At 56.9% G+C, this 21,845-nt stretch carries 23 protein-coding genes; 11 read left to right on the top strand and 12 right to left on the bottom strand.

Annotated elements, in window-relative coordinates; all coding sequences use genetic code 11:
* The first annotated feature begins 84 nt into the window (after nucleotides 1-84).
* Nucleotides 85-225, top strand: a complete 141-nt coding sequence (locus TNEU_RS10280) for a hypothetical protein (RefSeq protein WP_187146718.1) — start codon at nucleotides 85-87, stop codon at nucleotides 223-225.
* A gap of 16 nt (nucleotides 226-241) precedes the next feature.
* Here TNEU_RS10280 and TNEU_RS07110 read toward each other — a convergent pair whose 3' ends face one another.
* Genes TNEU_RS07110 through TNEU_RS07100 form a run of 3 tightly spaced genes read right to left on the bottom strand, consistent with a single transcriptional unit; the run spans nucleotide 242 to nucleotide 4,345 of the window.
* Nucleotides 242-991 carry a DNA double-strand break repair nuclease NurA gene (locus tag TNEU_RS07110; protein ID WP_012350754.1) on the bottom strand — a complete coding sequence of 250 codons (750 nt, stop codon included), beginning with the start codon at nucleotides 989-991 and terminating at the stop codon, nucleotides 242-244.
* The gene (locus TNEU_RS07105; RefSeq protein WP_012350753.1) at nucleotides 991-1,503 is read right to left on the bottom strand and encodes a hypothetical protein; all 513 of its coding nucleotides are present in this window, start codon (nucleotides 1,501-1,503) and stop codon (nucleotides 991-993) included. The genes TNEU_RS07110 and TNEU_RS07105 overlap by 1 nt, the downstream gene beginning before the upstream one ends.
* Nucleotides 1,493-4,345, bottom strand: coding sequence for a hypothetical protein (locus TNEU_RS07100; RefSeq protein ID WP_012350752.1), 2,853 nt, complete (start codon nucleotides 4,343-4,345; stop codon nucleotides 1,493-1,495). The genes TNEU_RS07105 and TNEU_RS07100 overlap by 11 nt, the downstream gene beginning before the upstream one ends.
* Nucleotides 4,346-4,583: 238 nt before the next feature.
* On the opposite strand from TNEU_RS07100, the gene rimI reads away from it, so the two are divergent.
* From rimI to TNEU_RS07085, 3 genes are all read left to right on the top strand, one after another.
* Nucleotides 4,584-5,063 carry a ribosomal protein S18-alanine N-acetyltransferase gene (rimI, locus tag TNEU_RS07095; protein ID WP_012350751.1) on the top strand — a complete coding sequence of 160 codons (480 nt, stop codon included), beginning with the start codon at nucleotides 4,584-4,586 and terminating at the stop codon, nucleotides 5,061-5,063.
* Between the two features lie 159 nt (nucleotides 5,064-5,222).
* Nucleotides 5,223-5,708, top strand: coding sequence for a hypothetical protein (locus tag TNEU_RS07090; protein ID WP_012350750.1), 486 nt, complete (start codon nucleotides 5,223-5,225; stop codon nucleotides 5,706-5,708).
* A gap of 12 nt (nucleotides 5,709-5,720) precedes the next feature.
* The gene (locus TNEU_RS07085) at nucleotides 5,721-6,503 is read left to right on the top strand and encodes a metallophosphoesterase (protein WP_012350749.1); all 783 of its coding nucleotides are present in this window, start codon (nucleotides 5,721-5,723) and stop codon (nucleotides 6,501-6,503) included.
* 326 nt (nucleotides 6,504-6,829) lie between these two features.
* Here the strand turns inward: TNEU_RS07085 and TNEU_RS07080 are convergent, their stop codons facing one another.
* The gene (locus TNEU_RS07080; RefSeq protein ID WP_012350748.1) at nucleotides 6,830-8,107 is read right to left on the bottom strand and encodes a Clp1/GlmU family protein; all 1,278 of its coding nucleotides are present in this window, start codon (nucleotides 8,105-8,107) and stop codon (nucleotides 6,830-6,832) included.
* 87 nt (nucleotides 8,108-8,194) lie between these two features.
* Between TNEU_RS07080 and TNEU_RS07075 the strand changes: the two genes are divergently transcribed.
* From TNEU_RS07075 to TNEU_RS07060, 4 genes are read left to right on the top strand one after another with little or no spacing between them, the layout of a single operon-like run.
* A complete protein-coding gene (locus TNEU_RS07075; protein WP_012350747.1) occupies nucleotides 8,195-9,115 on the top strand; it encodes an AAA family ATPase in 921 nt (306 codons plus the stop codon).
* Nucleotides 9,102-10,175, top strand: a complete 1,074-nt coding sequence (locus TNEU_RS07070) for a vWA domain-containing protein (protein ID WP_012350746.1) — start codon at nucleotides 9,102-9,104, stop codon at nucleotides 10,173-10,175. The genes TNEU_RS07075 and TNEU_RS07070 overlap by 14 nt, the downstream gene beginning before the upstream one ends.
* Nucleotides 10,176-10,203: 28 nt before the next feature.
* On the top strand, nucleotides 10,204-11,253 hold the full coding sequence (locus TNEU_RS07065; RefSeq protein ID WP_012350745.1) for a DNA primase large subunit PriL: 1,050 nt from the start codon (nucleotides 10,204-10,206) through the stop codon (nucleotides 11,251-11,253).
* On the top strand, nucleotides 11,219-12,022 hold the full coding sequence (locus TNEU_RS07060) for an N-glycosylase/DNA lyase (RefSeq protein WP_012350744.1): 804 nt from the start codon (nucleotides 11,219-11,221) through the stop codon (nucleotides 12,020-12,022). Before TNEU_RS07065 ends, TNEU_RS07060 begins: the two co-directional genes overlap by 35 nt.
* Here TNEU_RS07060 and TNEU_RS07055 read toward each other — a convergent pair.
* The 5 genes from TNEU_RS07055 to albA are packed head-to-tail and all read right to left on the bottom strand — an operon-like array spanning nucleotide 11,937 to nucleotide 15,297.
* The gene (locus tag TNEU_RS07055) at nucleotides 11,937-12,230 is read right to left on the bottom strand and encodes a hypothetical protein (RefSeq protein ID WP_148682400.1); all 294 of its coding nucleotides are present in this window, start codon (nucleotides 12,228-12,230) and stop codon (nucleotides 11,937-11,939) included. The genes TNEU_RS07060 and TNEU_RS07055 overlap by 86 nt on opposite strands.
* On the bottom strand, nucleotides 12,160-12,567 hold the full coding sequence (locus tag TNEU_RS07050; protein WP_012350743.1) for an aconitase X swivel domain-containing protein: 408 nt from the start codon (nucleotides 12,565-12,567) through the stop codon (nucleotides 12,160-12,162). The genes TNEU_RS07055 and TNEU_RS07050 overlap by 71 nt, the downstream gene beginning before the upstream one ends.
* Nucleotides 12,560-13,681 (bottom strand): aconitase X, encoded by a 1,122-nt coding sequence (locus TNEU_RS07045; RefSeq protein WP_148682399.1) that lies wholly within the window; start codon nucleotides 13,679-13,681, stop codon nucleotides 12,560-12,562. The genes TNEU_RS07050 and TNEU_RS07045 overlap by 8 nt, the downstream gene beginning before the upstream one ends.
* A gap of 30 nt (nucleotides 13,682-13,711) precedes the next feature.
* Nucleotides 13,712-14,986 carry a UbiD family decarboxylase gene (locus TNEU_RS07040; protein ID WP_012350741.1) on the bottom strand — a complete coding sequence of 425 codons (1,275 nt, stop codon included), beginning with the start codon at nucleotides 14,984-14,986 and terminating at the stop codon, nucleotides 13,712-13,714.
* Nucleotides 14,987-15,018: 32 nt separating this feature from the next.
* A complete protein-coding gene (albA, locus tag TNEU_RS07035) occupies nucleotides 15,019-15,297 on the bottom strand; it encodes a DNA-binding protein Alba (protein WP_012350740.1) in 279 nt (92 codons plus the stop codon).
* 118 nt (nucleotides 15,298-15,415) lie between these two features.
* Between albA and TNEU_RS07030 the strand changes: the two genes are divergently transcribed.
* Nucleotides 15,416-16,213: a helix-turn-helix domain-containing protein gene (locus TNEU_RS07030; RefSeq protein ID WP_012350739.1), complete on the top strand. Its 798-nt coding sequence runs from the start codon at nucleotides 15,416-15,418 to the stop codon at nucleotides 16,211-16,213.
* Entirely contained in the window at nucleotides 16,213-16,701 is a 489-nt protein-coding gene (locus TNEU_RS07025; RefSeq protein ID WP_012350738.1) for a methyltransferase domain-containing protein, read from the top strand. Before TNEU_RS07030 ends, TNEU_RS07025 begins: the two co-directional genes overlap by 1 nt.
* A gap of 32 nt (nucleotides 16,702-16,733) precedes the next feature.
* Here the strand turns inward: TNEU_RS07025 and TNEU_RS07020 are convergent, their stop codons facing one another.
* From TNEU_RS07020 to TNEU_RS07010, 3 genes are read right to left on the bottom strand one after another with little or no spacing between them, the layout of a single operon-like run.
* Nucleotides 16,734-17,741 (bottom strand): phosphate signaling complex PhoU family protein, encoded by a 1,008-nt coding sequence (locus TNEU_RS07020; protein WP_012350737.1) that lies wholly within the window; start codon nucleotides 17,739-17,741, stop codon nucleotides 16,734-16,736.
* Between the two features lie 39 nt (nucleotides 17,742-17,780).
* On the bottom strand, nucleotides 17,781-18,884 hold the full coding sequence (locus tag TNEU_RS07015; protein ID WP_012350736.1) for a DNA topoisomerase IV subunit A: 1,104 nt from the start codon (nucleotides 18,882-18,884) through the stop codon (nucleotides 17,781-17,783).
* A 40-nt stretch (nucleotides 18,885-18,924) separates the two neighbouring features.
* Nucleotides 18,925-20,508 carry a DNA topoisomerase VI subunit B gene (locus tag TNEU_RS07010; RefSeq protein ID WP_148682513.1) on the bottom strand — a complete coding sequence of 528 codons (1,584 nt, stop codon included), beginning with the start codon at nucleotides 20,506-20,508 and terminating at the stop codon, nucleotides 18,925-18,927.
* Nucleotides 20,509-20,757: 249 nt separating this feature from the next.
* Here TNEU_RS07010 and psmA point away from each other — a divergent pair, with 249 nt between their 5' ends.
* Entirely contained in the window at nucleotides 20,758-21,483 is a 726-nt protein-coding gene (gene psmA / locus TNEU_RS07005) for an archaeal proteasome endopeptidase complex subunit alpha (RefSeq protein WP_012350734.1), read from the top strand.
* The last annotated feature ends 362 nt before the right edge of the window (nucleotides 21,484-21,845 follow it).

Genomic DNA, 21,845 nt, shown 5'->3' with positions numbered 1-21,845 from the left:
GGGGATCTCGCGGGGTTTGTATATATATGTTTACGTGTACGTTTTTTGTAAAGGGGCTATAAAACCTCCCCCGGGTAGAAAGACATGGAGGAGGTTCTTATACCTGTTACAAAGGAGGAACTGGAGGAGATAAGTAGAATATGCAGAAAGTACAACATTGAGTCTCTTGACGACTGCATCAACATGGCTATTGCACAGCTTATCTACATCTACAAGGGCTCATAGCCACCTAGGGGCGTGGTCATAGAAGCTCCCTTGGCCTGTGGATAGGCCTATGTAGGACGTTTGCCAACACGGTCCACACGGCGTTTGCCTGTCTACTGCTCACTTTTGCCAGGTGGTGGGCCAGCCTGAGCTTTATGGGGTATCTTTTAAACAAGGCGCATATACGCTCCGCGGAGGTTTTCTTTGGAAACTCTACGTAGATAACCCAGTCTGACTTGAAAAACGTGCCGTAGAGACCGCCTAGATCCACCGGCGTTAGGAAAGAGCCGCGTGGCGCGCGGCGGAGTAGAAGGCCCGCGGCCTCTCTTTCGCCTAGGAGCTCCGCCAGCTTCATAAACCGCCGTCTTTTCTCCGGGTCCTCTATCCTAGGGCCGTATCTCACCAACCTCGGCTCTTTGGAGACTCCGATGAGCTCGGAGATGTTTACATAGGGCGTTAGGGGGCCGTCCACGAGCACCACCTCGGCGCCTATCGACTCGGCGAACCTCAGCTCGTTTTCCCTGGCCTCTAGGTGGTGGTCTTTTTCGACCCTCCTGAGTATGAACCTCCTCCTCACATCTCGTCCAACGGCGACGAGGGACTGCAACAGCACGTCTACGGAGCCCACGCGGTACACTGCGTAGCCGGAGTCCACCGCGTAGTACTCTGGGCTCTCCTCAGCTTCACAGGCATGCACAAGCTCCACGAGCTCCCCGGTTGGCTCAGGTTCGGGCGTTGCGAATTCGAGCTCGGCGAACCTTAGAACCTCGGAGAGTAGCTGCCGCATCAGTATAGCTCTTCCACGAGCTTGTCGAAGAGCTTCTGGAGCGCCGCGCGGTCGAGGTTGCCCACGAGGTCGGCTATGTGCGGCGGCAGGCTGTCGACTTGGCCGGAGAGGTACTGGCTCAGCTGGGCTAGGGTCTGCGACCTCTTGTTTCTCCGCCTCTCCGCCACCACAATCTCCTTTAGCCTTCTGAGGATGTAGTCCGTGTCTGCCCCCGCCTTGGCGAGGACTTCCGAGATCTCCTTCTCCAGCAACCCAGCCTCTTCGTACAACGTCAGAGGTACCCCCCTTATGTATATCTTGTCGCCGACTACGGCCGCGACAGTCTTCTTGGTGTATTTGCCTATGCCGATGGGTATGCCGCCGTTGACCACGCCGGTGGCCACTATAGACCTCAGCTCTCTCCCGCTGAGTATCACCGCGTCGTAAAACTGCGGCGTCCCTCTAGCGTCTATTATCACGTCTCCGTCCCGGGGGGCGCCGCCGTCTCTAAGTACCACCACCTTAGGCGACATATCTCTTCTCGACAGCCCCCACCTTGTAGAGCTTCTCCAAGCCCTCCTCTACCTCGTGCCGCCTAAGTCCTGTCTCGGTGGCTAGCGCGTCTACGTCTAACACCGCCCCTCTGCCGCGGCGCGCCACAGCCTCCACGAGCTTCGCGCTTACGCCGGCTTTCAACGCAGCGGCTTTAACGGCCTCCTCCAGGTCTCCCCCCACTCCGAACCTCGACTGTAGCCACTCAAGTGCGGTCTTCCTCTCCTTCTCGAGCTGGAGTTGTCTTTCGTACTTCTTCGATATCTCATACGCGTAGAGCCTCAACGCGGCTATGTAATCGTCTAGCCAGGGCTCCGGTAGCTCTAGGAGCGTTGCCAGGTCCTTCTCCACGTCTAAGCCGGAGCCTACGTGCCTAGCCATATGTTTGATCTCGTTCCACAGCCTCAGGGCCTCGTCTGCCCTCTGGGCTATCGACTCCTCTCTTTTGACGTCCACCTCGCCTATCTTGCCGATGTCTATGAACTTGGATCTCTGGAGATATCTCTCGAGGACGGCGGCCAACCTTTTGAGCAGTCTCGACTTCTCCTCCGCTTCGCGCTCCAGCTCCCTCCTCACCTCTTCATACCTGTCCCTCAGCTCCAGCAATTTAAGCATTGCCTCTCTCAACGCTTTTGCATAGGACTTCCTATCGTTGAACTCGGCATTTATCTTCGAGGTATCTATCTTCTTCGACAGCTTTACATCGCCGAGGGGGGTCTTCACCTCGACCTTCACCTCGCCCAGAGCCTCGATTTGGCGTACGACGTTTTCTATGTGGCGTCTCGCCGCCTCCTCGTTGTATTTAACCAACCTCTCGCCGTTTGGCACCAAGACTCCTCTTAGCTTCATCAGTTCAACCACGTCGTCTTCTTTAACCTCCCTCCACAGCTGTACCGGGAAGAGCACGTGGACGAGAGATCTCAACTCCCTCTCATGTATAGAGGTCTCAAACGCGTTGAGCAGTATCTCCTCTATCTGCCTATAGGATTTAAGCCCTTCAACTTCGCCGCCCTCGTCTAGGGCCTCCGCGGCCTTTATCAACGCCAGTTGCTTCTTCTCCTTGCCTTTTCTAAGGGCGAGCGTGTACCGCATTATGTGCGACCTGGCCTTTTCTCTCCCTAGGCGTATCGCATCTATAAACTCGGGCTGCTTTGTCTCCCTCTTGAGTAGCTTGTCTACCTGGTATTTGATCAGCTCGTACTTCAGCTTCTCGAGCTTATCTGCGCCGTAGATCTGCAGAGAGACGTAATTCGCCACGGGCTCCCTGTAGTGCCTCTTCCAGTAAGCGGAGAGGGCGGGGACCACCGCGGAGTATATGGTCTCCGTGAGCAGGACTCTGCTTGTCAGAAACACGTTGACGTAGTCGACAACGTATCCCTGGACAGACCCCTGGGAGAACACGTCGGCGAGCGCCTCCGCCGCCTTCTTCAGCTCCTCCTCCCTATCTACGTGTAGATATAGGTACCCCTCCCGCACCCCCATGTTGTTGAGCCACACCGCGTAGCCGCAACAGAGCTTCAGATGTATCCCCTCGACCCCAACCACCCTCCCCACCTCTTCGAGCAACGCGTGTGGATTCTCAAACCTCTGCCCCAGCTCCTTCGCCACGGCAGCCGCCGTTTGAACCTCCTCTCCCCCCACCAACTTAGCTACGTCGTCTGAAACCAGGTACCTCTTGCCCAACAGGTATTTGCCCAAGCCTAGGTCTTCCTCCGCGGCTAGGTAGACGTAGAGCTTACCGTCCTCGACGAGGGAGTAGTAGAGGTTGGGCTCGTAGGAGACGTTTTTGGGATCTTTCAGATCTAGGTCTTTGCCTCTGGCTATTAGGTACTCCCTAGCCGCCGCCAGGGCGTCTCTATCTACATAGGGGATCCTGTATAGGTAGACCTCCTTGGAGAATGGGGTCCTCTCGTCGTGTGGCACGCCGGCAAACGCCAGCTCTAAAACCTCGTCTTCCATCTCCGGGTTTATCCCCTCCTCCCTCAGCAGATGGGCGAGCCCCCTGCCCTCTTTCTTCATCTGGAAGAGCCTCGCCGTGAGTTTCATAAGAGGCCTCGGCGCCGCTTCTCCCTTTCTTCTAGCTAGGTGGTACAAGGCGGCTAGCTCCCGTAGCGTGAAGGGGCTGAGGGGGTCGATGTCGCCTTGTTCGATTTTCCTAAGACGCTCCTCCTTTGAGTACGCCAGGAGCCTCTGCTTCACCGTTTCTACGTACTGCCAGAATGGGAAGCGCGTGTCTATCACGATCTCTCTGTATACCCTTCCTGCTGTTATATCGAACACGTCCGGTATGACGTTCTTCAGTATTGTGTAGTAGAGCTGGGGGGTGAGCGCCGCAACTATGACGATTTTGTTGTACCGCTCCGGGTCGCCCAGCAGGTGGCGGTATGAACGCGGCTCCAGAAGCGCCCTTATGTACGTCGCCACCTTCTGGATCATCTGGACAAACTTCTCGTCGCTTAGCGCCCCCAGCTTATGTACGGCGGCGATGCGGGAGATCTCGTCTGCCTCGTCTAACAGGACAAGCAACGGCTTATCCCTCTTTTTCGAAATCCCCATAGCGAAGTCGCCCTCTAGAGATAGAGCTGTCCTCACTACGTCAAACCCCTCGGCGGCGGCGGCCCTCTCCACCTCGTCCAACAGTTCGCTCTTCCCCCAGCCGTAGGGGGCTATCACCACGGCCAACACGTTGTTGTTACCCGCCTTCGCGGCCCTCAGCACCTCCTCCAGCTCCTGGAGCTCTTTCTCGAAGCCCACCGCCCTGTGTAGTCTCACCAGGTGGGTCACCCCGCTGGGGCTGAAGGGCGTGTCGACAAAGGCATACACGTACCCACTGGGGGGCTCCTATAAATCTGCTGTAGATAAAAAACCACCTGCGCCGGGCGCGCTGGGACCGGCGTATCGAGACTAGCGTCACGTAGTCCCTGCATCGGGCGCTGGTCAACGCGGGGCGTGCCAAGCCGCCCCTCGTCCGCGGCCACTGGACCCTAGACGGCCGCGCACTCAGCCGCAAGGGGCGGTGCGCCGTGAGACAAGGTTATAAACGCGGGGGGTTTGGCGGCCTGTGTTGAGGAGGTGTCAGGCGTCTGATATACCGAGTCTTTACGAGATAGAGCTTAAGTCCTTCAAGCCCGACGACATCTACAGCGTTGAGTTGTTGAAGTTCCTCTGCTCCTACTGCTACGACAACTCGTATGTGTACGTGGCGGGCGGCAAGGTGGTGGGCTACATCGTCACATGTATCGAGGGGGGCAGGGCACATGTTATAGCGATAGCTGTGGATCCGGACTTCAGAGGTAGAGGCGTCGGTAAAGCGTTGTTGTGTACAGCGCTTAGGCTCCTCGCCGATGGCAAAGTCTCCGATGTTTTCCTAGAGGTTAGAGTCAGCAACGAGCCGGCGTTGCGGCTGTACCAAGCCGCCGGCTTCAAGGTGGTCGAGCTGTTGAAGAGCTACTACAGCGATGGCGAAGATGGATATAGGCTGTCTCTAGGAGATAGGAAAAAAGCGGCTGAGTTCTGCGGCAGGCTATCTGAAAAGATATAGGATTTTGTAGAGTAGATACTTCACTATATTTCTCTTCCTTAGGTGGTACAGCCTTATGTAGTCCTCAGGGGATAGCTCCCCCCGCAGGACTCTCTTCTCCACGTTGATACGTCCGTTTTTCTTCTACTGCGCAGTGGCCTTAAAACTGGCATATATGCCGTGGATCTGTGTATAACCAGCGGCTCCAAGGGCGGCACGGGTAAAACCACCTTTGCAGAGGTTATGGCTTACGTCTGGAGCGTCATATCCGGCGCGCCTATCCGCGTTGCAAAACCTCTTGGCCGGTCCAGCTCGGTAGTCGACTTTCCCGCGTTTCAGCTCACAGATAGGCGCTACCTCGAGCGTTTCCTTAGGTGTAAACATGTGGTCTATGTGGTTGATGAGGATCTTGAAACCGTCCGCGCGGTGGAGATCCTCCACGCGGTGGCTCGGGGAGAGGTGCTTGGGGTGATTCTGAACAAGGTCTTGGGCAAACCTGGAAGAGAGTTCACGAGGCTGTACAGGTGGATGGGCGAGGTCTATGTCGTCCATTTCGATGAGCGTCTCGCCATACACAGAAGCGTCGGCGTGCCGCCGTTTAAGATGAGGTCTATCGCTGTTTTAGAAATGGCGAAAGCCGCCGTGGATATTATTAATAAACTGTAGTCGGGATATGGCGTGCGGGGCGTTGTTCTGCCGTTGCGGCGCGAGAGGATCTTGTTGCTTGCGGATACGCACGTGGGTTACGAGGTAGAGCTGAGGAGGGAGAGGGGGGTCAACGCGGTTAGCCAGACCGGCAGATTAATAGGCGGGATCCTTGAGCTTCTAGAACAACACAACGCCACGTCTATAGCGATACTGGGCGACGTGAAGCACGAGCTTCCCGTGCCGCGGGAAAGCGTGGAGGAGGTGAAGACCTTCCTGAGAGCTATCGCCAAGAGGGCGCCCCTCCTCTTGATACCGGGCAACCACGACTCGTTGCTTGAACAGATCGCGGTGGGTATAGAGGGCGTGGAGGTTGCGCCTAACAGGGGGGTGCTACTGGGGAGGTACCTCCTGCTACACGGCCACGTTAAACCTGCCAGGGAGGACCTAGAGCGGGCTGAGGTCGTCGTTATGGGCCACACCCACCCCGCCGTGGTGATCAGAGACGAAATTGGCTACGCCGTGAAGGAGCCCGCCATACTCAAGATACGCGCATCACGTACGAAGCTCTGTAGATCTCTATACGGCGGACCTTGCAAGAGGAGGGGCCACATACGGATAGTGGTGCTACCGGCTGCCCATCCCCTTATAACGGGGGTAGACATCAGAGAGATCCCGAGCCTCGCGGCGGAGGGGCGCACGCTCCTTAGACATGTGGAGTGGAAGCCGGAAAACATAGAGGTATACCTAGCCGACATGACCTACCTGGGGACCGTAGCAGATCTTTCGGAGCCGCGGGAAGAAAGCTCGCCCTGAGATGAGCTCATCAGCGTTCAGGCGCTGCCCGCTACGCTCACGACCTCAGACTAGGCGGATGTTTATATAGTTTCTTGCCTCCGCCGCCCTAAAGGGTGGGGATTCTCCTCGCCCACGCCAACACGGGCATCCATAATACCTCGGGCTAAGGTCGCCGTGGATGCAAAAAGGGGGTGTGCACCCTAGGGGCTCTGCCCCGAAGACATCCGCGGAGGGCCGCCCCATGCCAGGGCCGGAGGTAGCTTGGCTACCGATGAGTGCGTAGACGGGGGGTTCCTAGGCGCGAGTCGGCGACTGCCGGCGGTGACCGCCCGGGTGCAGACGGATTAGGTCTCCTCCACCTTGAGCAGATTCGTCGCCCTCTCAACCTCGTTGAAGTTCTCGTCGAGTCTGACGAGACCAAGCCTTATACATTTGACCTCGCCTATCCTCCTTTCCACATCGCTTGATGTGTAGACGACAGCCTTTCTTCTGTCGTAGTATATCTTCTTCAACACGCCTAACCCGACGAGAAACCCCTCCCGGTCTTCGAGCCCCACGAGTAGGCCCTTCTCGAACTCGTTAGGTAGACACACCACCTGGAAACCGCCGACTTTCCTGAGCGACCACGTATCGCTTTGGACAACCGCATACACCCTCCCCCCGGCTTGAAACGCCTTCAACACGGGGGCCCCCACCGCCCTTGTGAGCATCCTTCTTAGATCATCGGAGAGCTCCACGCCTCTGAAGATCGGCAGATTACATAGAGGGGTTTTGTCGAGAGAGAGGGCGAGCTCCACAGGCGGAAATATGTATCTGCCGTAGCCCATCTCTCTGTGTATCTTCCTGTCTTCTCTCGTCCTCACTCTCACGTGGGGAGGCGGGGGGAGAACCACCACGTTCCCATAGCCCTCTATAATGGGCGCAAGCTCTCTCTCCACCTGTATCGCGACTATGAGAGACGGCTTGAGCCTCTCGATTAACTTGCGCTTAAACGCGACCGCTTCTTCGTCGAGGACCCACCCGTCTGTGTTGATCACTATGGTCTCTACGCCCCACCTCTCTCTCGCGTAGTCCACAGCCTTTGCGATCTGTTCCACAGCCCTCGGCCACACCCTTTCGAGACTCGTGGACTGTAGAAATATGCTCTTCTCCGCCGCCAGCTGCCTAAGGTGCGTAATATACCTCGTAAGCCTCGCCATAGACACTGTGGTGGGGGGACCTAGGTCGTTTTGGCCAACATCTGCGTCTATCACGGCGACCTTGTAGCCGCGCGACAGCGCCTTATTGCCCAACATAGCCGCCAAGGTGGACTTCCCCACGTCCATCATGCCTATGATCAACGCCACGCCCCGCGGGTCCACGTCGGCGATCCTACGCTCCCACTCGTCCACGATCTCCTCCTGGGGAGCCACCTTCTCCATGAGGGCACCAGGCCCCAACACCAACTCGACCTCCGAATCGCCCAGCGCCTTTATCACAAGCCTCCTCGCCCTGAGGACCGTAAAGCTCTGCCCCTCGCCGTATACAACGCCGGTGGCGTATATCTGGCCCCTCCTAACCACCACCTTGGCGGGGCCCTCTATGCGGTACATATCGCCGGTCTTGAGAACGCGAATAGTCATACACTAAGCGTCAAGAAGCCCATTTATAACAATGTCCAATGCGGAGGCAGTGCCTTACCATTTATAAAACCGGGATCCGTTTTGTGCGTGAGGCTTTCGGAGCTTCTACAGAGGCGGGCCGTCGATATACCCAAGCTCGTCAGAGATAGAGTTAGGCAGCTGGGGGTGGAGGAGATAAGGTCCAGGGTAAGCCGCGTATTAAGGGGGCTAGACGACGTCGTGTTGGACGTGTTAAGCGGGTTGATGATAGGGAGACCCGTAGTGTTGGTGGGCACCGTAGGCCTCGGGAAGACGACGCTGGCTGAGACCATCGCCGAAATCCTCGCGCTGGGCGAACCCCCCTACGTAACCGTGGCTTGCCACTCCCACATGACGGCAGTTGACCTCACCGGCGATATAGACATAGCCGTGGTTCTACAAGCCGGCTTCGACCACCCGCTCTCCTACATACCAGGCCCCCTGGTGTTGGCGCATGGAACAGTCTTGATAATGGACGAGCTCAACCGCCTGAACCCCTACGCCCAAGCGGCACTACTGCAGGCGATACAGGAGCATTACATCTATGTAAGAGGCTACAGGATACGCGCAGACTTCGCCCTAATTGGGACGGCAAACCCAAGCGAATACGAGGGGGTGTACGATCTCTCAGAGGCGCTCGCAGATAGGCTGAAGTTCGTTGAGGTTAAGACGCCAGACGTGGATCTACTCAAGTCGATCCTCCTCTGGAAAGCAAAGGAGGCGGTAGGCGACCTCGGAGCCGAGATCCCGCCTAAGTTGGCCGAGATCCTGGCGAAGTTTGCACAAGCCGCGGAGAAAGCCGGCTATCCGCAGTCGGTGAGATCTCTCAGCTACGCCCTCGCCGACGCCACAGCGCAAGCGTGGGCTCAACGTAGAGATCCAACGCTACGGGACCTCAAGAGGGCCCTCCTAGCCAACACCCCCTACGGCCCAGAGGATAAGAAAGCCGTCGTTGAGCTGTTCGACAGAGCTATACATGGAGCTGGCTGATCTCCTGGTCGCAATTCACCGGTGTCTAGGCGGGATCTCCACAAGGAGCTTGATATACGCGTTGGCGGACGTATATGCGAGAGCGCAGTTGGGGGACGTGGACGGGAACAAGGTTCTCGAGATATTGGCCCAAAACCTAGCCGGCTACCTACGCCTCAGCCCCTCTGAGGCTAAGAGGGTCATAGAGGCGGCGTTGAGCTGCACGCCGTCAGCCGAGGGGGGTTACACAACGGCGGCTACCGCCGCAGTGGGGAGGGAGGAGGCTCCCACCCTGGCTCACCTGGTCAACAGATACGTCCCAGTCGACGCGACGCCCCGCGTAAAACTGGAGGTCATAAAGAGGCTTAGCCTACCGCGGGACGCGGTTGAGGAGTCCAAGGCGAACATCGTGGCACGCGGCGCAGGCCTTCTACACGTGAAATCCGCCGTGAGATCCATACGGCAGTACACGCCCTACTCCCCACCCTCAGATGTAGATCTCATAAAAACCGCCGTCTCGGTGGCGAGGAAGGCTGCGTTGGGCAGACCGATATCGGACGGCGATCTGTACATCCGGGAGTACACACACGTGATAGACAAGCCTATCTACGTGGCGTTAGACGTCTCAGGAAGCATGAAGGAGTACCTCGGCCCTTCGACGAAGCTTAGGGTCGCCAAAAACGCCGTCGCGAGATACTTACGCCAGGTAGCCCAGCTACGCGGCTCCGTCTCGCTCGTCTTGTTTAACGTAGGCGCTGACTTCATGTGGACCCCCCACCCCGTCCACCGCTACCTGGGAGATATGTTGGAGATCTTGAGGTACATCTACGCCATGGGGGGCACAGAGCTTGCCTCTGCGCTAGAGCTATTACACAACCACGGCGTTGTGAACGACGTCGTTGTGATCACAGATGGACGAACCAGCGACGTTGAAAAAGTCCTCGACTTAGCCAAAAGGTTCAGGCGGCTCCACGTCATCGCCACCGAGAAAAACCCCTTTTTGAAACAAATAGCTAAAATAACAGGCGGGAGGTACAGAGAGCTAGCCCCCACACTTGACATATTGGAACTACATAGCTAGTTTATAAAGGGGGTAGGGAAATGTGTATGTGGCATGCAACGTTTCTCTTGGAGAACTGGCGTGCTTCTTCCCGTTTCTGGACAAATCGGCGGCGTATCTATCGAGGAGGGGCCTCCTCCTAGATGCCGTTTTAGCCGACGGAGCTCTTGTGGAGAAGGCGCTTGAGCGACTAAGGACCTCGCTGGAGCGCCGCTTGCCTAACCCACGTCAGTGTCTAGACGCTCCAGACGCAACGGCGGCCGCGGCCAGGCTCGCCTTGTATATAGCCGCCGCCACGAAAAACCCACACGTCTTGCGGAGGTTTGCAGATTCCGAGAGCAAGAACTTCACCGCGCTCCTAAGGAAGGTTCCCGGCATACAGGACCCGAGGTGTAAGATAGAGCTGGCAAGAGATCTGGGCGTAAACGCGAGGCCAGCAGGCGAGGTAGCAGCGGGCATCATCATGGCGGTGTACAACTCGCCTGTAGCGGTGAGGTGGACGTCGTATCTTAGATATGCGCCGCAAGACCCTTACTGGGCCATGATTAATAGGCCCGTCGTGAGGGGATGGGTGATCGTGCCCATGGAGGACTTCGAAAGGCTTCTCGAGGAGTCGTATGAAGAGCGTATACTTCAGATAGTTAGAGAAAACGAGCTAGCCGTCGGAAAAGTCGCCATGTCCATAGACCTAACCCAGCTAGAGGATGTAATAAAGAGGTACTCCCAACGCCCAGTGCTACAAGCGGGGCAAGCTACGGGAGGCGCCGACCCCCCCTGTATGGAGGCGATACTCGCGGCGCTCAAGAAGGGGGAGAACCTGCCACACACCGCCAGATTCGCCATCACGACCTACCTAATCAAGAGGGGATGGGACGTGGAGCAGATAGTCGAGTTGTTCCGCGCCTCACCTGACTTCAACGAGAAGATAACGAGGTACCAAGTTATGCACATAGCCGGCCAAGCAGGAGGTAGAAAGGAGTACGCCGTGCCCAGCTGCGAAACCATGAACTCGTGGGGCTTGTGCCCCACCAACCTCAGATGCGGCGTTAAAAACCCGCTTCAGTATGGGAGAAGACTTGCAGTTAAAAAGAGTAGTTGAGCTCCTGAGAGCTCTGGGGGTCCGGGGCGTCTTGAGGCTAGAGAGGCAGGACCCCCAGTACCACGCCGTCTGTAGAGTCCTACAGCACAACGGCGAAGAAACCGCCGCGAGACTCGCCATGCTTAACGCCTTGGTGAGCTATAGGCTGTCCGGGAAGGGGGAAGAGCACTGGGGCTACTTCGGCCGATACTTCTCTAGAAGGGTTTACGACGTCTGCGCCGAGTTTCTCAGATACGTCGAGACGAGCCCCTACCTCAGACTGGGCGTAGAGGCAAGGAAGAGGCGTGTGCAGAAGGCGTGCGGCTACCTCCCCGACCTGGAGGACTTAGGCAACGTTCCTGACAGACTCGCGGCCCTGCTCGGCGCAGACCGCAACCAGAAGACGCTCGTCTTCACCATAAAGATCCTAAACTACGTCTATATGTGTAGCCGGGGAGTGGATAGGCCGCTGCCCTTCGATATACCGATACCAGTAGACTACCGGGTTGCCCACTTGACGTGGTGCGCCGGGTTGATAGACATCCCGCCCCACGAGGCCATGAGGAGATATAGGGAGGTTCAAGAGGTCTGGAACACGATTTCTAGAGAAGCTGGCATTCCTCCTCTACACATCGATACCGTCTTGTGGCTAGCCGGGCGGGCTGTCCTCTATGGGGAAAACATACACAACATCCCCACAGAGATCATCTCCGCATTCCAGTGGAGACAAGAGTGTAGACGTCTCTCAAAACGGCGCGGAGAGACTTCTGAGGAGCGAAGCGCTTCATGAGAACGACGTATTCCCCCTCCGTCTTTATGTACCCCCCCTCCGCCAACCTCTGCACTATCCTACGAGCCGTCTCATCGCCGAGCCAGAACTGAGCCAGCCTAAAGGACTTCCAGTACCGCATCTTCGCCCTCGCCCCCCTACGTAGGGCCAACTCCTCCAACATGAGAAGAGCCAACTTCGACAGAGCCTCCCGATCTACAGCGGTCATACTCCCCCGTCTCCAAGTCGATATTAATACATTCCGCGTCGACCCGTCCCTCAAACAACGGCACCCCAGCGAGAACACACGCCGTAACCAACATCAGATCCGGCTTCTCCGCCACGATGGCAAGCGGCGACTTCCCCCTCTTCGCGGCGCTCCACAACACGTAGGGACCCACCGTTGAGCCTTTGACGTACGGAAGCGCCACTATTTTGCCGACTACGTCTACGCCGGCTAGAACCCCAGTCGCCGGGTCGAGATCCCCCAGAAACGACACCGGCCGCTCCAACCTCACGACTTCAGCCGACACGCGCCCCTTTCCTCTCACAAGGGCCTTAAGCATAGGCAAGCTCTATACACCTCTCTCTTCTGCAGGGAGTTACCCTCACCCCGTGGAGCCTCGGTATATAGAACGCCGCCTTTAGCGAATCCGTGGCGATGGACTTGAACCTCTTGGTAAACGGCGATACCACTAGACACGTGCCTGCGAAGATTACCACGTTGAGGCGCGAAGCCGCCTCAACCAGTTTACCGAGCTGTCGATAGACGTGTGGCGACGTCGAAACGTATATCGGCCTCTTGGCGGGCCCCCTCTTCTTAACCTCCCCCAACACCCACAGCACTGTATCTGGATCGGCGAAGGGACAGCCTATATACACCGCGTCCGGCGTCTCCACGTCGCCTAGGTATTTCGCCACGTCTTCTCTCGAAATCGTGATCCTGTCGCGGAAGTCCCCCATATGTAGATACTCCCGCCAATGAGGCGTCGTCCCCTCGACCACCGCGAAGACCATGGAGGAGTAGGTGGATAACGCAGCGGCGAACTCCCTCCGGCTTTCCTCGTCTCGGAAAACAGCCCCGCTGAGGTAGGGCACCCCAGAGCCTAGGCGTTCTCCTATTAGAGCTCCCACGACGCCCGCCTCCAACGAATCCAAGGGGCCCACCTCGATTTTAACATGCGCCGTTGGGCGCCTCCCCTCGATGGTATAAAGGGGGGTCTTAGGCACGTAACCCGCAATCGCGCCCAACAAAGCGAGGGGGCCAGGGTTCTTATCTGACCACGCATCTCTGAAGGTGTTTATGTAGGTGATGGCGTTTGACTCAGCCCATGCGTGGAAGGTCCGCGGCCTAGTCATGATAAATTCGTAGGGGGTACACGACGATATGGTGGACACACCCATCGTCAGTAGCGCTTTGTATATCCGCCTCTGCCCCTCCAGAGTCTTCTCATCTACCTCCAACACGCCGCCTAGGTCCACGGCGGCTGGGTTCGAGGTTGTGAAAACGGCCACCTTAGCCCCCGACGATGCTAAGAACTCCAGGAACTCGATTCCGTGTTCCCCTATGGTTATGTAGGAAACCCCCGACACGTGAGCCGTCTCCACGGGAACGACCTCCCCCTCGGAGATGGCATCTGCGATCTTTAAAACCGCCTCTCTGGCGTACTCCAACGCCACCGCCACCAAACCGGATCCCATATATAACCTTTAACCTGGTATCCTCGCCCTCTCAAACAACGAAGGATCTGCATCTAGGGGCCTTGTGGCGTCTATGCCCACCTTATGCGTCAAGCCCTCCTCGTTTAACGCCACCGGGTCGAGAGTTGACCCTCTGACGTACGGCACCACGAACAAACCCCTGTCGGCCCGGAGCCTCGTCGCCACCGCCCACTCAACGGCGACGGGGTCCTCCGGATCCACGTCGCTGTCTACCGCAATCGCGATTTTTAGGCTGGGGTGAGCCGCAAACGCCGCTAGAAGCGCGTTTTTCGCATCGCCCTCTACGGACTTCTCCAGAGAAATCACGGCTACAAGCCAGCCGAAGCCTCCTCTAGTCAACCTGATCTTCCTCACCCTAGGCGCCACGGACCTCACGGCTCTCCATATCCTCGCCTCTTTTTCAAACCCCATGAGCAACATGTGTTCAAGTCCAGCCGGCAACAGGTAGTGGACGTAGGCCCCCTCCCGCAGCACGTAGATCCTCTCCACCCGCACCACTGGCTGGAGCCTCACCCTGTCGTAAACGCCGACTATATCCACGAAGGGCCCCTCCTCGGCCATATCCCGCGTCAGATAGCCCTCCACTATCACCGACGCCATAAACGGCGCCACAGCCCCGTTTTCCAACTCGACGACCTTCAGCCCCCCCATGAGGCGGGCTGCAACGCCGAGCTCAAACACGCCGAAGGAGGGCGAGGAGGCGGCGGCCAGCAGAACCAGTGGATGTACCCCCCAGGCCACCGCCACGGGGACCTCCACGCCTTTCTCCACAGCGGACCTGTAGATCTGGTAGAGGTGCCTCGGGACCAACCTCACCACCGCCCGCCTCGCCCCAATGGGAGAAAACCGGTGAATAGAGGCGTTCATAACACCGCTTTGGCCCACCCCTACCACAACGCCTGAGGTGATGTACGGCCTCGCCTCTCTCTCGTAATACCGCACCATAGGCAGATCGTACAGAGACTCGACCTCCCTATACATGTCCCTCCACGTAGATGCGGTCTCTAGATTTGCCGGGTTCTCCTCCGCGTTTAACAACTTCGTATAAGCCTCCTCGTCGCTTTTTACGCCTAGGTAGGAGTACAGCTTTTCCCTTGTATCTACGATATTTCCAACGCCGGTGAAGCCCTCTCCCACCCTCTCAAAGACGGGGGTCCACCGGCCCTCCGACTCCTTAAGGATCCGGGCTACCGTGAATTCGCCGTAGGGAGGGCCGTAGACTTGGACGTTTGAGAGCTTTCTTACGACGTCGGCCAGCGACATCTAAAAAGGTCCGTGAGTCGCAGAAAAAACAACTACGCCATTTCGAGTACTATCTCGACGGCAGCAACTGTCCTCTCCCTACCGCCCTGGCCCTGGACCTTGTCGCTGAGCACCTTAATGTCCTTTATCTGCACCTTGCCAGGCAGGAACCTGTCTCTCACCATCACGGCGGTAGAAACCGCCTTCGAAATAGCCGCGCCTCTTGCCTTAAGCACCACTCTTTTGACGCCGGCGTTGAACGCCATTACTGTCGCAATTACGTAGTTTGTCGCGGGTTTCTTGCCCACCAATATCGTTTGTTCGGTTGCCATGGGTTAGGCTGAACAACGCGGGTTTTTAACAGTTGTGCCCCTAGTGTTCGCCCAACCGCTCCAGCGTGGAGTCTTGAGGGTGCCTCTACTAAAATTATTAACCTTGAGTGATCTAGCCGTGGAACGCGTTCTATACGGCGTAGCCGCTGGGAGGAGACGGGACATCGTGCTTCTCCTACATAGGGAGGGGCCTTTAACTCTTGCAAAGCTACGGGCGGCGCTTGGGATTTCCGCCTCCACCCTATTGTTTGAGCTATCTGCGCTGGAGAGCTTAGGCGTGGTGAAGAGGGAGGACTCCATGGTCTATCTAACGGAACTGGGGGAGAGGGCGGCCTCGATAATTGCGACGGCGGAGCCTCTCAAGACCTTAAGCTTTCTGTCAGTCGTCGGCCTACGCCCCCTGGTGGTGTGGCTGTTGCTTTCGCCGTATCTCCACATCGCCGCATACACGCTAGTTATCGGTTGGGCCGCCGCTTTGGCAATCGGCGCATTTCAAAGCCCGCCTCTCGCGCTATTGGGCGTTGCCTACGTGGGATACAACCTCCCCATCTCCATAGGGCTCTCAAAAACGGTCTCCCTAGCCGTATCGCTCTTGTCCATAGCGGCGCTTTTTCTAGCGACTTACTTGCTCTCAAAGGGGAGGCTAGCTCCTCCTAAAACCGCTGTGGGGCTGGCGCCTATTGCACTCTATCCATCTCTCCACCTAACCCTCGTCCACCTGGCGCACATGTGGGAGCTCACCCACCTCATCACGTTGTCGCAGGTGCTTCTGTTTATAGCCCTATTGTTCACCGCCACCATATACGCAGCCGTGTATTCGCTGGAGGTCGGTAGCACCTACGAGGGGGTGCTTGTCCGCACGTTGCTCGTGTTCTTCGTAGCCCCCGCCCTCCTCTACCTCGCCCCGATACGCTGATGCCGTATCAGCCGGCTGAGGATAGCTATCTAACCCTCGAAGCGCTTGAGGACGTCGAGGGCGGAGACGTATGTATAGACGTGGGCACGGGCACTTGCATCTTGGCCAAGTCGCTGGCGGGCAGATGTCGGCATGTCGTCGCAGTTGATCTAGATCCAGAGGCGTGTAAGACGTGTAAAGGAGTAGACGTCGTCTGCGGCGACGCCGCCAGCGCGCTGAGGGCTGGAGATGTGGTGGTGTCCAACCTGCCGTATCTACCTCCCGAGGAGCCCGTGGACCCGGCGATACACGACACCGGCGTTGTGCCCAAACTGCTGAGGTGGATCTCGTACGCTAGGCCTCACAAGGTTGTTCTCACCTTTAGCTCGCTTGGAAGGGCAGATCTAGTGATGGAGGCTCTACGGCCCATGTGTACAGTGGTACGGCTCGCCCGGCTACACCTATTCTTCGAGAGCATATACACAGTCGTGGCCGTGTGCAACAGCTAGCGTCCAAACCTCTGGCTTCTACGAGGCGTTTCTCAGCTCTCCACCTTCTCGCCAACCGAAATAGCCTTGTCCTTTAGCCTGATGCGCCCAAGCGACTCGATTATATCGCCTATGTACTCGCCTATTCTAACCGCGCTTTCTTTAGCCACAGAGGTGGCGGGGTCAGACGGTATCTCCTCCCGCCTCACCTTCTGCCCCCATTGCGTGATCTCTCTCTGGAGTTCCGCTATCCTCTGAGGCGTCGAGTCGCCTCCCAACAGCGCCTCCGCCTGTCTTAAAAACTCTGCCACTTTGGATAAGATAGGCGCCACCACTCTCACGTCTATCTTCTCCTCCTGGTTCACATACGCGATTCTACATATGTGGTCCCCCATCCGCTCGATAGACTTGGCTATTATGACGTATTCCACGAGGTCTCTGGGGTCGTCTATCTTGAGCTCCAGCATGATGTACCTAGACATCGCAGCTCTCTTGAGCTGCCGCTCCATCAGCCAGTAGAGCCTGTCCACCTCGTCGTCGCGCTCAATCACGTCTTTAAGCATAGCCATGTCGTCTTTTTCCAGGCCCTGCACCAAGTCGTTCAACATGTTGTGCACCAGGCGCAACATCTTACTCGCTATGTCCACCACCGCCAGCTCTGTGGCAGAAACCATGGACTGGACTATCAGCTTATCGCTGGCCTCCTCCATGATCTCCATGTCTATAACCCTTCTCCTTATGAAGTCCTTTATCTGCCTCCTAAGCCCCATGGCCGATGGCGAGAACTTAATAACTATCGTCTCAGCGCCGCCGATGTAAAGAGCCATGAACAGTTTCTCGACCTCCTCCACCTCCACCGGCTGGTTTATCACGAGCTCGGCTATGACGCCGGCGCGGCGGCCCAACTTCTTTGGTATTATCGCCAGGGTGTCGTCGGGCTGCGTCACGACTATCACCTCATCCCCCGGCGATAGAGATATACGCTTCGCCCACTCCTTCGGAAGGCTCACGATAAGGGTGGCTCCGCCGGTTAGTTGCACACGCCGGGTTTCGCCTCGCATATGGCTAAATAGCCAACATATATAAATATATATTTCTGGTTAGTCTATAAATTTCCGCCCTCTGATCTTGTCTCTAAGGTAGTCGTGTAGGAACTTCAAGCCGTGGGTAGAGAGGGCCTCTATCTCGACCTTTTTCTTCTTCTTCAGGAAGAGGTTTATCTCCTTCGTCCACTCGGACTTCTGGAACCAGGGGTACCTCAGCAACTCCTGCGCCCTCTTTATGTCGCGGTCGTTAGCCGCGATGACGTAGTTATCCGAAATCTTGTAGGCGTCTATGTCGGTGGCTGTCAGCCCCAAAAACTTGGCGTCGGGGGTGGCGAGGCGCTCGCTCTCGTAGCTAAGCTTTATAGAGCCGCTTTTGTACACCGAGTAGATGTACCACCCGTAGGGGTCGCCGTCTGTCAAGACGTAGACCGGCAACTTGTACTCCTCGTTAAGTCTCCTGATGAAACGCCTCGTGGCTCTATCCGGCATGCCCTTGGCTGTGACCAAAACGGCGCTTTCCTGGCTCCAGAACTTCTCTCTAACTAGACGCTGGAATATTGCGTCTTTCTCGACGACTAGCACATACGACGCCTCCACCTTCACGATCTCCAGCCCATCTACGTTGACGGGAAGGCTCAGCGCCGTCTCTCCGAATTTGCTCGCGTCTAGCTCGTAGCCCTGCGACCTAACCACGATCGGCCCCACGATCTTCCCCTTCACATCCGCCGAGACGCCCATCTCCTCCCTAAGCACATTGGCCGCCACCTCTATGTCCTCTATAACGGCGTTGGATTCGGCTTGCTCATCCCACGTGTTTTCCCTGTGTGTCCTCCCCAGAGGGTCTTTAAACGTTATCGTATGCTTGCCGTTGTAGTAGAGGTCACGTATCGTCGGGTACACGTCCTCCCTGATCGCCTCCACGATAAGCCTAAGCATCAACACGGTCTGCATAAACCTACGCGATTCCTTCACGTCTAGGAACCTCCTGTGCATCTTCTCGGGGCCTAGCTTCAGCATCTTCGCCTTCTCGTCCCAAATGGTGTTGCTAAGGGTTCTAGCTGGTATCTCCATCACCGGCTCTTTCAACTCCAGTATCGCCTTGGCGAGATCCGCCCCCCAGTTCTCCAAACGCTTGAGAAACTCCGAGCGGCTAGTCACATCCGCCCCAACTCCAAGTTTTTAAAAAGTTGTGCGGCGCCTACTGGGCGACCTCCTGGGCGCTTGCCTCCTCCTGTTGGGCCGACAGCGAGAGGGTGTGCTTCACGAGGTCCTCCACGGTTAGCCCTATCTTGTTCTCGATGAGCTTGTGGAGACTTCTCGCAAGCGCCTCCCTATCCAGCTTGGTAATTATGTTGAGGTTGTGAGATATCTCGTCGACGTATTTAGCCAAGGAGATGTACTTGTTTAGAAGCTCCATCTCCTTCTCCTTTCTAGATAGGTAGAGCCTCAGCTTCTTGGCCGCGTCTCTTAGAGCCAACCTCATCTCCTTCTCTATCTCAGGAACCTCCGCCACCGCCTCTTTGCCGGCGGAGGCGTAGGGTATTTTGGTGGAGCAGACGTGTATAATAACGGCGAGGGGCGCCGGGAACTTAACCTTGTAGTTCTGCCAGTTGAACTCGTCGACCACCTTTCTAGCGACGTCGGCCCCCTCGTCGTAGAGAAGCGGAATTTTGTTGGCGTATCTCAACAGCAGGGGTTTGTCGGCGGGCGGTATCTGGCCGCCCCACGCCACCGCCGCCTCAACTATGAAGGGGTGTCCTCCGTAGGACTCGGGCTTCCGGGTCACAGCGAATACGGCCTCGGCGCCTAGGATGGCCTTGGCGCCTATTTCCAAGAGCTCAGGCCCGACGGGAGACAGCCAGTCTGAACGCGGCCTGCGCCACCCCTCGAACTGCTTCATCTTCTCCACGAGCCTCACCAACTCCTCCGGGGTCAAGGCGGTGGCTTTGGCGTTGGGGTTAAACCCGGCCCACTCGAGGAAGGTCTTCGCCGTGCCTTCCCCCACAGCGTCGAAGTTCTCCATGAGGAACTCCAACAGCGTCATCCCCCTGCTCTCCTGCAACATCTGCTTTATTGTGTCTACGTCTACGCTTTTTGGATGCGGCAACCCCTCCTTGGGGGCTGGAGGTAGCTTCGTCGTCCTCCTCTTCAGCCACAGCTCTAGGTCGGGGCCCTTGAACACAATTTCGGCATAGGGAGCTATTATGGCGGTCCTCTTTAGGTAGTCCTCTATCCTCTTCTTAGCCGCTAGCCAGTTCCCTTCTAGGTACACCTTTACGGCTGTGCCGTGCCACCTGTACTTGTTGGGGTACTCCCTCCTGTCTAATATAATGGGGCTGTTGCTGTTTGTATCTATCATGATTTGGAACTCGTAGATTTTATCGGACTTCAAAGTCGCCGAGCGTACAAACACAGGCTTGTTGGTGGTGCTCTGAGAGTAGAGAACCACCATCTTGAGACCTAGCCCAAAGACGCCTCTGTGTTGCTTTATTCTATATTTACTACTATAGAAGACTCTACCAAACACGTTAGGGATCTCGTTGCCGGGTATCCCAATTCCGTTGTCCTCGGCGTATACAGACACCCACCCCTTCTGTTCGTCCTCTACGTTGATCCTAAGGTATATATTGGGGAGGATGCCGTAGGTCTCGGTGGCGTCGAGGGAGTTCTCCGTGAGCTCCCTTATGGTTTGATAAAGCGCTCTTGTCGGGTTGTGAAACCCGGCGAGCTCCCTATTCCGCCGAAACCACTCCGCGACAGGCAAAGCCTCGTATGCATACATCGAAGACATGTCGGCACCTTCAAATACATTATTAAGCTTTTGACGGCGAGAACTCGGCGCTCTCCGGAAAATCACTACGAGAACGTTTCAACCGCTAGGCGACACGTAGCCACTAGACAGGTTGGATAGGAGGCCCCCGGCGCGCAGGCGGTGGCCGAAGTACATCCGTCGGCGGACTCCCAGCGGTTAAGCCGCAAGAGGGCTTATCCCAAGATACTAACGTATTTAAAGCCACAACATAGCTAGGCCATGTTTCCGCCGGCAATGGCAGGTTACGATAGAGCTATAACGATATTCTCGCCTGAGGGGAAGATCTACCAGGTGGAATACGCGGGAGAGGCCGTAAAAAGAGGCTGGCCTACCGTCGGCGTGAAGTGTAGAAGCGGCGTGGTGCTCGTGGCGGAGAAGAGGAAGATTTCGGCGCTCTTCGACCCATCCTCCCTTGAGAAGATATACCTTGTCGACGAACACGTGGCCGCGTCTCCCTCCGGCCTTCTCGCCGACGCGAGGATCCTAATAGACTACGCGCGAGATGTGGCGCTCAGTCACAGATTTATCTACGACGAACCGATCGACATAGAGCTTCTAACAAAGGCTGTCTGCAATCTAAAACAGCAGTATACGCAGTTCGGCGGCACCAGACCCTTCGGCGTAGCTCTGTTGGTGGCTGGGGTGGATAGACACGGCGCTCGCCTATTTCAGACGGACCCCTCAGGGGTATATATAGGCTACTTCGCCACGGCAATAGGCGCAGACTCGGGAACGATATCGGAATTCCTAGAGAAGAACTACAAATTCGACTTGGGAATGGGCGAGTGCGTGGAGCTGGCTGTAAAGGCCTTAGCCTCCGCGGTGGAGATCACAGAAAGCGGCAACATCGAGGTGGCCTACGCCACAGTAGAGGAGAAAAAGATGAAGAAGATGACGCAGGAAGAGGTCGCCGCCCTGGTGGCGAAACTACCCAAGAAGTCCTAAGACCCCCTTTGCGGCTCCCGGCCTCCCTGGGAGGGGCTTGCCTGCGGAGATGCCGCGGACGAGGGGTTGGCTTTGCTCCCGCTTTTAGAACCTATGCGTCAACTCCCGCTTGTCCGGAGCGCGTAAGCAGTCTGGCTCCTTGGCGTGAGCTTGGCTCCTCTTGTTTCGTGACTTCCTTGAGCACTTGAACTCCTTGGCGGCTAGGTGCATCCCAGCGGCAAGGTTAAGGATTTCCGGCCGCTCCTCAACTGCATGCCACGCGACCTTCAGCGGAAATATCGCGGTTGGCAACCACATTTCAGGGAAGATTCCTGAGTAGCTCGCTGAAAGTCGACGCATGGATTTCAGATTTCTCCGTCTAC

Origin of the sequence: Pyrobaculum neutrophilum V24Sta, from assembly GCF_000019805.1 — an archaeon.
Classification (GTDB): domain Archaea; phylum Thermoproteota; class Thermoprotei; order Thermoproteales; family Thermoproteaceae; genus Pyrobaculum; species Pyrobaculum neutrophilum.
This window is presented reverse-complemented; position numbering and strand designations above follow the sequence as displayed.